This window comes from Pyxidicoccus caerfyrddinensis (assembly GCF_010894405.1).
Taxonomy (GTDB): Bacteria; Myxococcota; Myxococcia; order Myxococcales; family Myxococcaceae; genus Myxococcus; species Myxococcus caerfyrddinensis.
Genome location: NZ_JAAIYA010000021.1, coordinates 80,935 through 94,922 on the forward strand (window position 1 = coordinate 80,935; position 13,988 = coordinate 94,922).

Below are 13,988 nucleotides of genomic sequence, written 5' to 3' on the forward strand. Positions count from 1 at the left end.
AACAGCGCGCCCGAGCTCGAGCCAGCGGGCAGCACCTTCACAGGCGCTCCTCGCGCATCGCCCGCCGTGCGGCCCAGACACCGACCCCCACGAGCAGGAACGGCGCGAGCACCAGTGCCCCCAATAACAGTGCCGAGCGCATCGTGGACTCAGGTGCCCGCAGCGTGCAGGAGGGACACGCGAGCACATCCGTCGGGAGCACCCCCAGGAGCATCGCGAAGAGCGAAGCCATCATGGGGAACGGCGCCCTGCCCTTCGCGTATGGAAGGTGGGGTGTCGTGTCACTGCCGGAGGTGGAGCACTCGGCGGGCATCACTCCCTCTCGGGTAGCACGCGGCCCCGGTCCCCTCAAGACACCGGCGACTTCCACCCGCCCCCTGCTTCGCCGCCTGGCGTGCCGCGCCTCGGAGGAGCTGGGCGGGCAGCGGGGGGGCACCCGCGTTGCCTCCGCCAACGGAGGCGCCTGGTCTTGTGTGCACAGCAGGGAGCGGGTCGGCCCGCGCCCGCCTTCGCCGAGGGAACGCGCCGGACCTGCTCGCTCTCCGCGAGCCTGCCTGCCCCCGAGACGGACGTGCGCCACCTACATCCCGTGAGAAGTCATGATGTCGCAGGGGGGCCGCCCGCGCTTGTGCCGGCCCCGGGCTTCCGTTACCTGGGGGCCATGTCCGCCGAATCCACCCTCGCGGCCCCTCCGGTCCGTCTCACCCAGCGTCCCGGTTTCTGGGCCGGCATCGCCGTCGTCGCGCTCGGCATCACGCTCGCGGCCGGTGTCGCCCTGATGCGTGGCCGGAGTGAGCCACTGCCCCAGCTCGGCGCCATGCCGGAGTTCACCTTCACCCGTCATGACGGCCAGCCCTTCGGCAGTGCCCAGCTCCGGGGACGGCCCTTCGTGGCCAACTTCATCTTCACCCGCTGCCCCACCATCTGCCCCGCTTTCACGCGGAAGATGGTCGGCGTGCAGGAGCGCACCGCGTCGCTCGGAGCGGGGCTCCAGCTCGTCTCCTTCTCCGTCGACCCGAAGTACGACACGCCCGAGCGACTCGCCGAGTACGGCCAGCGCCACGGCGCCGACTTCACCCGGTGGAGCTTCCTCACCGGTGACTACGAGCAGCTCAAGGACACCATCGTCCACGGCTTCAAGATCAGCATGGGCCGCGAGGCCGGCGCGCCCGAGGACGACCTGCTCTCCATCTTCCACGGCACCCACTTCGTCCTCGTGGACCGCGACGGGCAGATTCGCGGCTACTACGACAGCGCGGACAGCGACTCCACCGAGCGCCTCATCCGCGACGTCGAGCGGCTGAACAGCGAAGGGCACTGAGCGGAGCAGCGACCTCCGGGACAGCAAGCCCCGGCGGCGCGAAGAGGACGGCCGCCGACCCAGGGCTCTCCTGGGTGGCGTCGTGGGCCTGTCTCCCGCGGTGCTTCCATGACCGGCGGCCGGAGCCTTGTGGCGCTCGGGCTATCGCGCTCCGTCTTCCATCCGCCCAGCCCGCGGCCGATCGGCGTGGAAGAAACCTTCACTCCATGAGTCCGCCCTGCCCGGCGACCGGCCGACGCGGAAGGAACCTTCATTCCGCGAGTCACCCCCAGCCCGGGGCCAGCCGACGCGGAAGGAACCTTCATTCCGCGAGTCACCCCAGCCCGGAGACCCGCCGGCGCGGAAGGAACCTTCATTCCACCAGGTCCGCCCTGCCCGGAGACCCGCCGGCGCGGAAGGAACCTTCATTCCGCGAGTCGGCCCCACAGAACCCAGCCCCCCGCAACGCCAAAGGGCCGGCCCCGTACCTTCACGGGAAGCCAGCCCCTTCGGAACCCGGTACCCCGCAAAGCCGGAGGGCCGGCCCCGCACCTTCGCGGGAAACCGGCCCTCTCGTTTGCTTCATCGCGCCAGGGGCGCGAGTGCTCACTCCACGAAGCGGGCGTGGTTCTGCGCGATGATGTTCTGGAAGTTCTGGAGGCCGAACGGGTTCTCCGAGAACGCACCGACCTTGTCCGCCGCCGTCTTCACGCTCTGGGCGATCTTGGTCAGGTCCTCCAGCTTGGGGGCCAGCTTCGAGAGGAAGCCCAGGCCGCCCAGGGGACCCTCGCCCAGCAGGGACGACGCGCCCTTCTTCACCAGGCCCTCCGCGATGGGGCCGAGGAACTTGCCCACGAACGGGAGGTTGCCGACCTTCTCGCCAATCTTCTTGGCGATGGGGGCCACCAGCTCGCCCACCGGCTTCTTCAGGAACTCGAGCGCCTTGCCGCCGATGTTCGCGATGCCGCCAGCGACCTTGCTGACCGTCTCCGCGACCTTGCTAACCGTCTGAGTGACCTTGCTGACGATCTTGCCGATGCCGCCCATGGTAGTACCCCTTGGATTTCTTGAAGTTTGAGGAGGATTTTGTGCCGGAGATGAAGCTCGAAAGGATTCTCGGGACAGCGGCCGAATTGTTTCCTCAGTGATTTATCGGCCGAATTTCATTCCCGGCACGTCCTGCCCGAGACGGGGTTACGCGCGGTTACCACCGCTCCCGCCCCGCTTGAGCTGATCCAGCAGCGCCTTCTGGGCGGCGGGGTCCTGCGGGGCGACGGCCTGCTCCTGCTGCGGTGACAGCGAGGGCTTTCCGGCGGACCCCTTCTCCTGGGTGAACTTGGACGCCTCGAAGTCCGGGGGTGAGCCGGGCAGCTCGCCCTTCATGCCCTTGACGATGAGGGTGGCGACCTCGTCGGTGGACATGGGGGTGAAGCCGTTCTTCTTCAGCTCCTCGTCGGAGACGACGGCGAGCTCGGGCTCCTTGTCCTTGTCCTGGGCGTACTTGAGGACCAGCTCCACGTAGTCCTCGAGCTTCATGCTCACGGCTTCGGCGATCTTCTTCGTCTCCGGGTCCTTGAGCAGCTCGGCACGGACCACCTCGACGGGCCGCTTGAGACCCCGCTTCGGCTTGTTGGCGTTCTCCTGCGTCATGTCTTGCTCCGGGATGGGGGTGGGAGAGGCAGTGCGTCAACCTTAACCCAGTTTTCCCGGTTCACACATTCCCGCCCGGATTGGACTCCGGCGCCGCGGCGAGCGCGCGCTGGTACACCGCCAGGTCCCCGGCCGAAAAGAGCACCACCGTGACCTTGTCGAGCTGAGGCAGCCGCGCCAGCGCCGCCTGCATCTCCCGCAGGGCGATGGGCGCGGCCTTTTCGATGGGGAAGCCGTAGGCGCCGGTGGAGATGGAGGGGAACGCCACCGAGCGCAGCCCGTGCTGCTCCACCAGCGCGAAGACGCTCTTGTAGCAGCGCGCGAGCACCGCCTCCTCGGACTGGTTGCCGCCCCGCCACACCGGGCCCACGGTGTGGATGACGTGGCGCGCGGGGAGGCGGTAGCCCTTCGTCAGCTTCGCCTGGCCTTGCGGACAGCGGCCCAGGGTGCGGCACTCGGCGAGCAGCTCCGGGCCGGCCGCGCGGTGGATGGCGCCGTCCACGCCGCTGCCTCCCAGCAACGAGGTGTTGGCGGCGTTGACGATGGCGTCCGCGGCGACCTTCGTGATGTCTCCCTGCACGAGCTCCAGCTTCACGTTCCCTCCCGCGTGGATGCGGCGCACCGGGGACGGCACGCCAGCACACCGGCTGACAGGATGGGAGACGATGGCGAAACACACCGCCACGAGCTTCGGGCCGCGAACAGACGCGCGGGCGCGGCGCCCTCCCTCACGGGTGGGCACCGTCCTGGTGAAGCGCGGGCCCCCTCACAGGTGGGCACCCCGTTTCGGTGAAGCGCGGACCCCGCCCCGGTGAGCCGCGCCGCGCCTCGGTGAAGCGTGGGCCCCCGCCTCAGCGGACCGCGCACCTCGCCTCGGTGAAGCGCGGGCCCCCGCCTCAGCGGACCGCGTTCCTCGGAGCCGCCTTGCGCGAGACGGTGGAGACGACCTTCCGCTTCGGCGCGATGCGCGTCACCGTGCCGGGGCGCCGCGCATCCGCCGCCGCGCGGGCCTTCTCCTCGGCGGCCTTCGCCACGGCCAGCTTCGCCGCGAGCTGCTCCGCCTGACGCGCCCACCGCTGCCGCAGCAAGTCGCGCAGGCCGTCCTTCTGCAGGTCCACCTGCGCCTGATGCAGCCGGTAGTGCAGGTCCTCGCGCAGCGTGCCGCGCGTCAGCGCCGCGTCCGCCGCTCCGGACAGGCCCACCACCACCTTGGGCCGCTCCTCCTGCATCTGCAGGCAGCGCAGCAGCGCGAACTGCGCGTCACGCCCCAGCTTCGCCACGTCGGGGATGAACACCACCCCGTTGGGCTGCTTGAGCGCTCCGGGCAGGTCCGCCGCCTGCCTCACCTCCACCAGCTCCACGTCGAAGCTGCGCGCGGCCTCCTGTGCCCAGGAGCGGCGCTCCTCCTCCGTGCCGCCATGGATGAGCAGCGACGAACGGTTACAGACGAGTTCCTCTTCACGATACCCGCGCGGTGTCACCGGATGACCCCCTGCTGTCTGGAAAATCGTGTCTGAGGGAGTCTAACGCCCTACCGGGTCCTCCGTTCAATGGGTGACGCGTCTTCACAGGTATGTCACATCGCATCCCACCTGAAATCCCTTTCACGTGAGACAAGGTGGGCTGACAGGAATTACCCTCAGGCGGTGGGCACCACCATGACGGGCCGGCGGCAGCGGGCCACCAGCTCACGGGCCACCGCGCCCTTGAGGGCATCCGGCTCCCGCGAGGGCTCCGGCGACGTGCCCACGCACACCAGGTCCACGCCTTCGCGCTCCGTGGCCTGGCAGATGGCCAGCGTCACGTCGTCCCCGGTGACGCCCTCCACGCTCCAGTGCACCGTCTGCGCCCCCGCGTCGCGCGGCACCAGTCCCCACAGCCGCTGGAGCACCCGGTCCTTCTCCCGCGGCGGCTCGGGCAGCACGCCGTAGTAGTCGTGGAAGGCCACCTCCCCCGAGCGCCGTCGGTGGACGTGAAGCAGGTGGACGCGGCCTCCGGGCCCCACCAGCGTGCGCGCCTGGGAGATGGCGCGCGCGCTGGCCTCCGAGAAGTCCACCGGCACCAGCACGCTGCGAGGCGCCACGGCCGGACGCGGTTCGCGCAGCGAGGGCGGCACGCACACCACGGACTGCTCCGCGTGCCGCAGCACCCCCGCGGACACCGAGCCATGCCACAGCCGGCCCAGCCCGCCGCGCGCATGCGTGCCCACCACGACCAGGTCCGCCCCGCGCGCGTGCGCCACGTGCAGCAGGTGGTCCGCCGGCCGCCCGAAACCGGGCTCCAGCACCACCTCCAGGCGGCCCTCTCCCTCGAGCATCCCCACGCGCTCGCAGACGTCGCGCTGCAGCACCCGCTCCACGGCGGGGTCCAGCGCCTCCATGTTCCGCACCGTCGGCTCCAGCACCTCCACGTGCACGGGCGTGTGGATGCCCAGCCGCTCACGCGCCTCCAGCGGCGAGCACACGTAGGTGGCCAGCACGTCGCACGGGCCCACCCGGCGCACCTCGCGGAGGAACGTCACGGCGGCGTCGGAGGTGCCCGAACACGGGTCCACCCCCACCATCACCAACAGTCGCCTGCGCCCGCGCAACCAGTCCACCAGGGCCGCCTCGCGCCGCACCGCCAGCACCGGGGCGCAGCCGTGCCTCGCCAGCCGCTCGGGCATGGCGGCGCGCCGCCACGCCGGGGTGCGCCAGCCGTCGGCCGCCACCACCACCCAGCGCCCGTGCCGGCACTCCTCGTCGCTGAGCACCTCCTCCGCCGCGGTGCTGGCGCGCAGCACCGGCCGCACCACCCCGGCCACCGGCCTCAACCGGGCGCTCTCTTCCTCCAGCCGCTGGAGGGCACCGGCCTCCGCGTCCCTCCCCATGGGGCCGGGCGGTTCACCGTCCAGGATGCCGAGCAGCAGCAGGGGCTCGTTCAGCCTGGCCGCCAGCGCCGCCGCCACGTTCGCCGCTTCTGCCGACTCGGGGGAGAGGTTCGTCGCACAAACGATGGCCATGGCCGCCCTCCTTCATCGGGGTTGCGGGAGCCACCCCGTGAGGGAACAGATGCACACGGCCTCGCCGGGCGGCAGACGCCTTCGCTCGCCCGCCCCCCTGCTTCGAGGGACGGCCGGGGCGTCACTTCGCGCGCGGCGTGCCGTGCCCGTCGGAGTTGGTGTGGTCCTGCTCCTCGCCCTTACCGCCCCGCAGGTCGTCCTGGCCCAGGGTGATGAGAATCACCCGCTCGCCATTGCTGGTGTAGCGGTACGGATGGCCCCACGGGTCCACCGGCAGGGACGGGAGGTACTTCGGCACCAGCAGCTGCTGGAGGTCCGCCTCCTCCGGCAGCGTGTTCCCATCCGCGCGGTAGCGCTCCAGGGCGTCCTCCAGCACCGCGAAGTCCTGGTGGATGCGGTCCGCGTAGATGGCCCGGGAGCGGAAGAGGGCCGAGCCCAGCACCGTGCCGATGAGCCCGAGCGCGAACACCAGCCCCACCCAGAGAATGGGGGAGCGTCGGGAAGGCGGCGGCAGGACGTCCGAGGTGGGGCTCATGGACGCCCTTATAGCGCGCGGTACAGCGGGACGGGCTGCTGCTTGCCCTTCAGCCGCACCGGCGGCAGGTCCTCGAAGGCGGTGTCATTGGCGTTGACCAGCTCGCGGGTGCGCTCGCCGACGAGGATTTCCCCCGGGCCGGCCAGCGCGCACAGCCGCGCGGCCACATTCACCGCGTCGCCAATGCAGGTGTACTCGGCGCGCACCGTGCTGCCGATGTTGCCCGCGACGACGACGCCCGAGTTGATGCCGATGCCCAGCTCCAGCACCAGCGGCCGGCCCTCGCGCCCGTTGGCGGCCCACTCCGCCTCCGCCTCGATGCGCAGGTCCGCCATGGCGTCCATCATCATCTTCGCGCACTGGAGCGCGCGCAGCGCGTCGTCCGTGCGGGCCACCGGCGCGCCGAAGACGGCCATCAGCCCGTCGCCGAGGAACTTGTCCAGCGTGCCGCCACACGTGAAGACCGCGTCCGACAGCCGCCCGAGCACCTGGTTGAGCACGCCCACCACCTGCTCTGGCGGCAGGCTCTCCGCCAGCCCGGTGAAGTTGCGGATGTCCGAGAACAGCACCGTCACCTCGCGCTTCTCACCGGTGAGCACCACCGCGTCCGCGCTCTTGAGGATTTCGTCCACCACCGCATCGGATGTGTAGCGCGCGAACAGCTTGCGCATGCGCTCCGTCTCGCCGGTGCGCCGCACCACGCTCTCGATTCGCGCGGCCAGCTCGTCCATGGAGGCGGACTTGTTGACGTAGTCATCCGCGCCCGCGCGCAGGCCGCGCACGCGCTCGGCCTCGCGGTCATTCGCGGTGAGGATGATGACCGGCACGCCGCGACTGGGGCCTTCCTTCAGCCGCCGGCACAGCTCCACGCCGTCCAGGCCGGGCATCTCCAAGTCGCTCAGGACGATGGCGGGCTGCAGGCGGCTCATGCCCTCCAGCGCCTCGAACGGGTCCTGGTAGCAGAGCACCTCGTAGTTCAGCGCGACGAGCCCCTCCTGCACGAAGGCACAGGCCAGCGGGCTGTCATCCACCACCACCACGCGGCGGCGGCCGTCGATGAAGGGACGCGGCGCCTCCTGCCGTCCGGCGATGCGGTTCTGCAGGCCGAGCGCCTCGTAGATCTGCTTGTACGTGCAGTGGCCCAGCTCGACGAGGATTTCGCCCAGCTTGCGGCCGTCGCGGCGCTGGCGGGCAAGTGCTTCCTCCAGCTGCGCGAGCGTCACGTACTTGAGCCCCACGAGCAGCTCGCCCAGCGCGGGCTGGAGGGGGCTCTTGTCCTGGTGCAGCCCGAGCGCCTCGCCCAGCGCGTCCTGAATCTGCTCGCGCGTGACGTAGCCGAGGGAGATGAGGGCCTCGCCCACGCGCTGGCCGGTGAGGGCCTGCAGGGCAAGGGCCTCCTGCACCTGACTGGGCGTGACGATGCCCAGCTTGAGCAGCAGGTCACCGAACAGGGGGCTCGAAGCACTCATGGAGGCAGATCCTACACCGCACGCGAGGCGTGTGGCGGGGGTCTCGGCTGACACGGGCCGTCAGCGGGAGGGGCTCTTCGGGCGGGGGCCGGGGGCGGGGAGCAGCAGCTCCACGCGGCGGTTGGCCTCGCGCCCCTGGGACGTCTCGTTCGACGCGATGGGTCTGTCGGCCCCATGACCCTGGGCGTCGAGCCGGTCCGCGGGCACACCCTGCGCCACGAGGTACTCGCGCACCGCCTCCGCCCGGGACTGGGTCAGGGCGCGGCTGACGTCCGCATCGCCGCGGTTGTCGGTGTGGCTCGCGATGACGACCGGGGACAGCTCGGGGTGCACCAGGAGCACCCGGGCCACGTTGTCCAGCAGTGGGAATGAGCGAGCCTGCAGGGTCGCCGTGCCGGAGTCGAAGACGATGCGCTCGCGCAGCTCCAGGCGGCCCTGCCGGATGAGGACGAGCTGCTTCTGCTTGGACGGGCAGCCCTGGTTGTCCGCGGCGCCCCGCTCGCGAGGGCAGTTGTCGCGGTGGTCCGCCACGGAGTCCCCGTCCGCGTCGCGCTCGGGGCAGCCGCGCAGTGAGGGGAAGCCCTCCTCCCCGGGGCAGGCGTCGCTCTCATCCGGGACGCCGTCGTGGTCCGCGTCCTGCTCGGGGCAGCCGTCGCGGGAGGCAGGCCCGGCTTCTTCGGGGCACCTGTCCGCCGCGCCCTCCAGGCCATCCCGGTCCAGGTCCTCCACCGGGCAGCCCTGGCGCTCCAGCACGCCGACGACGCGGGGGCACGAATCCTTCGCGTCCTCCACGCCGTCCCCGTCCCCGTCGCGCACGGGGCAGCCCTCGCGGGACGCGGGGCCGGCGAGGCGCGCGCACTTGTCCACCGAGTCGTCCACGCCGTCTCCGTCCGTGTCCTTCGGCGGGCAGCCGCGCGTGGCGGAGGAGCCCCGCGCTTCCGGGCAGGCGTCGTCCGCGTTGAGCACGCCGTCCCTGTCGTCGTCGGCGCCGGGCCGGTCCTCGGGAGCGTGGCGGCAACCGAGCGAGAGCGCCCCCAGCGTGAGGGTGAGCAGGGTGAGTCGGAGGCGTGCGTGCGTCATGTCGGCGGCAACAGAGCGCAGGGGGGGCGGGCTGTCCAGGAGCCGTGCGGTGTGACGGGCGGTGAAGCGCGAGCCTACGTGCCGAGCGGCAGCTCCACGGTGAAGGTGGAGCCCTCGCCCGGCTTGCTCTCCAGGCGGATGCAGCCGCCGTGGGCCTCGACGATTCGGCGGGTAATCCAGAGCCCCAGGCCCAGTCCCTTGAAGTGCTGCACCGAGGCCGAGCGCTCGAAGCGCTCGAAGATGCGCTCCTGCTCCTCGGGCGCGACGCCGATGCCCTCGTCGCGCACGGCGAGCCGCGCCACCGGCCCCTCCATGTCTACCGTCACCTGCACCGGACGGCCCGCGCCGTACTTGGCCGCGTTGGACAGCAGGTTGACGAGCACCTGCTCCAGTCGCAGCCGGTCCCACTTGCCCGTCACCGCGGCGTCCAATGAGAGCCGCACCTCGCTGCCGGCACGGGCCAGCTCCTCGGACATGCGCGCCACCAGCTCGCGCGTGAGGGCCGCGAGGTCCACCTCCTCGCGCTGGAGATTCAAGCGCCCGGAGCTGATGCGCGACACGTCCATCAGGTCATCGATGAGCAGCCCCAGCCGCTGGCTCGCGCGCGCCGCCTTCTCCGCGCGCTCCGCCAGCCCGTTCGCCGCCATGGCCTCCTTCGCCATGCGCGCGAGCAGGTGAATCTGGAGCTGGAGCGCGTTGAGCGGGGACTTCAGCTCGTGGCCCGCCACCGAGAGCAACTCATCGCGCGCCTTCACCGCCTGCGTGGCCGCGCCGTACAGCCGTGCGTCCTCGATGGCGAGCGCCGCCCGCGCCGCGAGGCTCTCCAGCAGGGCGCGCTCCTCCAGGGTGTACTCGCGCCCTTGCGCTTCACGCATGACGCCCAGCGTGCCGAGCACGCGGCCTCGCGCGCCCAGGGGGACGACGATGACGCTCTGCGGGCCGTAGCGCTCCAGGAAGGACACGCCCTCGGGAAGCTGGTCGCCGTGCAGCTCCTGCGCTTCCAGCCGGGGCACGAAGAGCGTCTGCCCGCTGGCGGCCACGCGGCCGGCCAGTCCCTCTCCGAGCCTCGCGGGGAAGCGGCGCAGCGAGTCCTCCAGCACCGCGCGGGCCTCCGGGTCCGGGTGGTGGACCGACACGACGTCCAGGTGTTCCCTGTCCGCGGCGAGGAGCTGGAGCACGCACGCATCGCCGATGGCCTCGGACACCTTGCGGGCCAGCACGTCGAGCACGCTGGTCAGGTCCAGCCCGGCCTCCGCGATGAGCTGGCTGACCTGCACCAGCACGTGGAGCCGCGCGGCGCTGCGGCGGCTCTCCTCCTCCGCCGCGCGAGCCATGCGCAGCAGGCGCGCGTTGTCGATGGCCAGGGCCGCGCGGCCCGCCAGCTCCTCCGCAAGCGCGAGGTCCGCGTCGTCGAAGGGCGCGCGAGCCTCACTCCGCACGAAGGTGAGCGCGCCGAGCGTGCGCTGGCGCGCGACGAGCGGCGTGACGATGAGCGAGCCCACCTCGGGCGCCTGGGCGCCTTCTGTCTGCCGCGGAGGATCCACGTGCATCACCAGCACCTTCGCCAGCGCGCCCGTCGGCTCACCTCGCGGCGCATCGTGGGGCACATCGTGAGAGCGAGCCCCCGAGGCCATCGCCCGTGGGTGCTCCTCGGCCCCCACCTCGGACAGTTCCGCCCTTCCTCCCGCGGCCTTCCCCGCCGCGCGCGTCATCATCCGCGAGCGCCCCGTGGCCAGCACCTCGGTGAGCAGCGACGCATGCCACGGCTCTCCCCGCTCCTCGGGAGCCTTCAGCGGCTCCGAGGGCAGTACCGCCAGCCGCCGCACCACGCCCTCCTCGTACGAGTCCACCGTGCACCCGTCCGCGAAGCTGCCCAGCGCGAGCCGCGCCACGCCCGCCACCGTCTCCTCCCACTCCAGCGAGCCGGCCACCAGGGCACTCGCATCCGCGAGCAGCCTCAGCCGCTGCCCCGCCGCCTCCGCCTGGAGCCGCGCCGAGCGCTCGCGCTCGTACAGCCGCGAGCGCTCCAGCGCCTGCCCACACTGCCGCGCCAGCCCGGCGATGGACGCCCGCTCCAGCGCGGAGAAGCGCTTCGCCTCCGAGAAGCCGAAGCCCAGCGTCCCGAAGATGTGCCCCTCCACGTACAGCGGCAGCAACACCAGCGAGCGCATCCGCCCCGAGGCCACCAGCGCCGCCAGCCGCGGGTAGCGCGCGCGGACCTCGTCCGGACTCTCCAGCCACACCGGCGCGCCCGTGCGCACCGCGTCGTAGCCCGGCAGGTCCCTGCCACCCTTCGGCAGCACGCGCATGGGGGCCAGCAGCTCGTCCGGTACGCCCACCGACGCCGTCAGCTCCACCGCCTTCCCGCCCGCGTCCACCAGGTGCACCATGCCGCCCATCGCGCCCACCGCCGGCAGGCCCAATTCCAGCACCACGCGCGCCACCTCGTCGCGGGTGAGCGCGCGGCCGAAGGCCTCCGTCACCGCCTGGAAGCGGCTGAGGCGCAGCACCTCCGTCTCCTCCACCTCCGCGCGCGCGTGCAGCACCGACTGGCGCGTGGTCTCCGCCATGCGCTCACGCTCCAGCGCCAGCCCCGCCAGCCGCGCGTAGAGGCCGAAGCGCTTCACGTCCTCCTCCGTCGGCTGCCGCGCCTCGCGGAAGAGCACCGCCAGCACGCCCGCCGCTCCCCGCCCCGACGAGAAGAAGATGGGGATCGAAAGGAGCGAGCCCGCGTCCAGCCCGCGCAGCGCCTCGGGCTCGTCCGCCAGCAGCGCGTCCCGCTCCAGCTCCGCGGCGATGTAGGGCGCCGGCGTCTCCGAGGGCCCCGGCGCATGCGCCAGCAACCGCTGCGCGCAGATGGTCGCCGCGTCCTCGCCCACCCCGGGCGTGACGAGCGTGCGCAGCCGTCCCCCGTCACCCCACCAGCAGACGAAGGCACCGGGCGCGCCCAGCGTGGCCGCGGCTTGACGTAGGAGTTCCTCCAGCACCGCCACAACAGGCGGTGCCGCCGCGAGCCGCTCCAGGGTCCGCGACATGCGGTCCACCGCGGCCATCAGGCTGCTCTCGGGCACCTTCATGCCCCACTCCCCCCGGCACGGGCCTGCGACACCCTGCCTCGGGCTTCAGTCTCCCACGTCCGGGGAATCCGCGAAACCCGCCACACCCTGTCCGAGGGTACAGGGTGTGGATTCGACCTCAGTGGTCCAATACCCGGAAGAAGGCGAAGACGATTTCGAGCGCGATGAGCAGGATGACGACCACCTCGAGCGTGTGCGAGCGGTCGATGTCGACATCCCCCTTGAGCAGGGCATACGTCTGGGCCAGCAGCTCCTGCTTACGCGTGACGGAGTCCTGCCAGTTGGGGATGCGCATGCGGCGCACCGCGCCCTCGTAGACCTTGGCCAGGTAGAAGTCGCCGATGACCTTGAGGCTGTTCTCCACGCGCTCGATGAACTCGTTGAGGTCCACCAGCGTGCCGAGCGTCTGCCGCGTCAGGTTGCGATACGGGCTGCGGAACAGCCGCGTCCACTCGTGGCGCTTGGCCTGCACCTCGTCGTGGATGCGGGCGATGTGCTCGTCCAGCCGCTCGTCGTAGTAGCGGAACTCCAACAACTGCGCGTTGGCGATTTCGAGCAGGTCCGGGATGTCTCCGGAGCCGGACGGCTCGTAGACGAAGGCGCTGTTCCAGTCGATGACGACCAGGTCGTTGACGGTGTAGCTGAAGCGCGCCTTCGTCACGGACTCGCTCTCGCCGGAGGACAGCGGCACGGCGCCGTTCTCCCCCAGCAGCAGCCGGGCGAGGTCCATGCGGGCGAACAACTCCTCCGCGCTCGGGTTGCCGCGGACGCTCTCCGCGAAGATGACGGTGTAGCTCTCGCTCTGGTCCCACAGGTGCGGGTTCTGCACCGCGGTGGCAATGGTGCGGCGCACGCCCTCCACGAGCTCCAGTGCCAGGTCTTCCAGCGCCTGGCTGTCATAGAGCTCGTCGGCCACGCGCGTGAGGTGCTCCACCGGGGTGCCGGGGACGACGGGGACGCGGAGGATGATGGACGCGGCGCCGTGGTCGAACAGGCGCGCGGTGGCATCCACGGTGACGGGGCCGTCACGCAGGGCCAGCGGCTTGCGGCCCAGCTCATAGGCCAGGGGTGGATTGGGGAGCTGGATGTACTGACTGTTCTCGCGTGACAGCTTCAGTCGGCGAGCGTCCTCGGTGATGGCCTTGCGCGCACGCTCGAGGTCGATTTCCTCGGCGATGTCGAAGGTGCGGTAGCAGAGGACGTGGGCCTTGTCGAAGAGCAGGGGGACTTCGGCAGCCATGGTGACAGGAAGCCTAACCGCTAGTCCTCCCAGAGGACTCGAAGTTCGAGCGCGAGCGCGTCGAAGGGTTCGGCGCGGACGGTGGCCTCGCCCGCCCAGGTGGCGAGCCGCAGGTAGTGCGCCCCTTCGAGCCGCAGGACCTCCAGGGTGCGGGGCCGGGGGTCCACGAGCCAGACGTGCCGGATGCCTTCGCGCGCGTAGACGGTCAGCTTCTTGTCGCGGTCCAGCGCGGCGGTGGAGGGCGAGAGCACCTCGCAGACCCAGTCGGGGGCCACCGTCATGCCTTGAGCATCCGGAATCCGAGGCATGCGCTCCCGCCGCCAGCCCGCGACGTCCGGCACGAGCACGTCGCCTCCGAGATGCAACTCCGACATGAAGAGGAAGAGCCAACCTCCGGGGCCACCACGGCCCTTGAAGAATGGGTGGTACAGCTCCCCGAGCAAGTCGCCTGTGGCCGCCGACTGCAACATCGAGGGCCGGGGGCTCGCGTACAGCACGCCGCCAATGAGCTCACCTATCTTGTCGGGAGGGAGTGCCTCCAAATCGGCGTAGGTGGCAGGTAGCTGGGTCGTCTTCCAAACTAGCAACCCTGGAGGTAGGCTCATGGCCGGACCCTCTCACGCCGGTCCGACATTG

General features: G+C 71.3%; 13 protein-coding genes. 1 reads left to right on the forward strand and 12 read right to left on the reverse strand.

The window, feature by feature from the left end; genetic code table 11:
• Window positions 1–37: 37 nt before the first annotated feature.
• A complete protein-coding gene (locus G4D86_RS37655; protein WP_163999119.1) occupies window positions 38–235 on the reverse strand; it encodes a hypothetical protein in 198 nt (65 codons plus the stop codon).
• 426 nt (window positions 236–661) lie between these two features.
• On the opposite strand from G4D86_RS37655, the gene G4D86_RS37660 reads away from it, so the two are divergent.
• Window positions 662–1,321: an SCO family protein gene (locus G4D86_RS37660; RefSeq protein ID WP_163999120.1), complete on the forward strand. Its 660-nt coding sequence runs from the start codon at window positions 662–664 to the stop codon at window positions 1,319–1,321.
• A gap of 585 nt (window positions 1,322–1,906) precedes the next feature.
• On the opposite strand, the gene G4D86_RS37665 is transcribed toward G4D86_RS37660, so the two are convergent.
• The 11 genes from G4D86_RS37665 to G4D86_RS37720 all read right to left on the reverse strand — a co-directional run bounded on the left by G4D86_RS37665 (window position 1,907) and on the right by G4D86_RS37720 (window position 13,957).
• The gene (locus tag G4D86_RS37665; RefSeq protein ID WP_163999121.1) at window positions 1,907–2,347 is read right to left on the reverse strand and encodes a hypothetical protein; all 441 of its coding nucleotides are present in this window, start codon (window positions 2,345–2,347) and stop codon (window positions 1,907–1,909) included.
• A gap of 147 nt (window positions 2,348–2,494) precedes the next feature.
• Complete coding sequence (locus G4D86_RS37670; RefSeq protein WP_163999122.1) at window positions 2,495–2,950, reverse strand: hypothetical protein; 456 nt, start codon at window positions 2,948–2,950, stop codon at window positions 2,495–2,497.
• A 61-nt stretch (window positions 2,951–3,011) separates the two neighbouring features.
• A complete protein-coding gene (locus tag G4D86_RS37675; RefSeq protein WP_163999123.1) occupies window positions 3,012–3,545 on the reverse strand; it encodes an O-acetyl-ADP-ribose deacetylase in 534 nt (177 codons plus the stop codon).
• Window positions 3,546–3,846: 301 nt separating this feature from the next.
• Complete coding sequence (locus G4D86_RS37680; RefSeq protein ID WP_163999124.1) at window positions 3,847–4,431, reverse strand: P-loop NTPase family protein; 585 nt, start codon at window positions 4,429–4,431, stop codon at window positions 3,847–3,849.
• 158 nt (window positions 4,432–4,589) lie between these two features.
• Window positions 4,590–5,951: a universal stress protein gene (locus G4D86_RS37685; protein WP_163999125.1), complete on the reverse strand. Its 1,362-nt coding sequence runs from the start codon at window positions 5,949–5,951 to the stop codon at window positions 4,590–4,592.
• Window positions 5,952–6,072: 121 nt separating this feature from the next.
• Window positions 6,073–6,486 (reverse strand): type II secretion system protein GspG, encoded by a 414-nt coding sequence (locus tag G4D86_RS37690; protein ID WP_163999126.1) that lies wholly within the window; start codon window positions 6,484–6,486, stop codon window positions 6,073–6,075.
• Window positions 6,487–6,494: 8 nt separating this feature from the next.
• A complete protein-coding gene (locus tag G4D86_RS37695; RefSeq protein ID WP_163999127.1) occupies window positions 6,495–7,955 on the reverse strand; it encodes an adenylate/guanylate cyclase domain-containing protein in 1,461 nt (486 codons plus the stop codon).
• 60 nt (window positions 7,956–8,015) lie between these two features.
• The gene (locus tag G4D86_RS37700) at window positions 8,016–9,035 is read right to left on the reverse strand and encodes an OmpA family protein (RefSeq protein ID WP_205520082.1); all 1,020 of its coding nucleotides are present in this window, start codon (window positions 9,033–9,035) and stop codon (window positions 8,016–8,018) included.
• 74 nt (window positions 9,036–9,109) lie between these two features.
• Window positions 9,110–12,112 (reverse strand): sensor histidine kinase, encoded by a 3,003-nt coding sequence (locus G4D86_RS53265; protein ID WP_240360687.1) that lies wholly within the window; start codon window positions 12,110–12,112, stop codon window positions 9,110–9,112.
• Window positions 12,113–12,230: 118 nt separating this feature from the next.
• Window positions 12,231–13,352, reverse strand: a complete 1,122-nt coding sequence (locus tag G4D86_RS37715; RefSeq protein WP_163999128.1) for an RMD1 family protein — start codon at window positions 13,350–13,352, stop codon at window positions 12,231–12,233.
• Window positions 13,353–13,372: 20 nt separating this feature from the next.
• Window positions 13,373–13,957, reverse strand: coding sequence for a Uma2 family endonuclease (locus G4D86_RS37720; RefSeq protein ID WP_163999129.1), 585 nt, complete (start codon window positions 13,955–13,957; stop codon window positions 13,373–13,375).
• Between the last annotated feature and the right edge of the window lie 31 nt (window positions 13,958–13,988).

What these genes read in the sequence shown, in the direction of transcription:
- G4D86_RS37655 (WP_163999119.1), bottom strand. Translation starts at nt 235, where the DNA reads ATGATGGCTTCGCTCTTCGCGATGCTCCTGGGGGTGCTCCCGACGGAT.
- G4D86_RS37695 (WP_163999127.1), bottom strand. Translation starts at nt 7,955, where the DNA reads ATGAGTGCTTCGAGCCCCCTGTTCGGTGACCTGCTGCTCAAGCTGGGC.
- G4D86_RS37685 (WP_163999125.1), bottom strand. Translation starts at nt 5,951, where the DNA reads ATGGCCATCGTTTGTGCGACGAACCTCTCCCCCGAGTCGGCAGAAGCG.
- G4D86_RS37665 (WP_163999121.1), bottom strand. Translation starts at nt 2,347, where the DNA reads ATGGGCGGCATCGGCAAGATCGTCAGCAAGGTCACTCAGACGGTTAGC.
- G4D86_RS37660 (WP_163999120.1), top strand. Translation starts at nt 662, where the DNA reads ATGTCCGCCGAATCCACCCTCGCGGCCCCTCCGGTCCGTCTCACCCAG.
- G4D86_RS37670 (WP_163999122.1), bottom strand. Translation starts at nt 2,950, where the DNA reads ATGACGCAGGAGAACGCCAACAAGCCGAAGCGGGGTCTCAAGCGGCCC.
- G4D86_RS37715 (WP_163999128.1), bottom strand. Translation starts at nt 13,352, where the DNA reads ATGGCTGCCGAAGTCCCCCTGCTCTTCGACAAGGCCCACGTCCTCTGC.
- G4D86_RS37690 (WP_163999126.1), bottom strand. Translation starts at nt 6,486, where the DNA reads ATGAGCCCCACCTCGGACGTCCTGCCGCCGCCTTCCCGACGCTCCCCC.
- G4D86_RS53265 (WP_240360687.1), bottom strand. Translation starts at nt 12,112, where the DNA reads ATGAAGGTGCCCGAGAGCAGCCTGATGGCCGCGGTGGACCGCATGTCG.
- G4D86_RS37700 (WP_205520082.1), bottom strand. Translation starts at nt 9,035, where the DNA reads ATGACGCACGCACGCCTCCGACTCACCCTGCTCACCCTCACGCTGGGG.
- G4D86_RS37720 (WP_163999129.1), bottom strand. Translation starts at nt 13,957, where the DNA reads ATGAGCCTACCTCCAGGGTTGCTAGTTTGGAAGACGACCCAGCTACCT.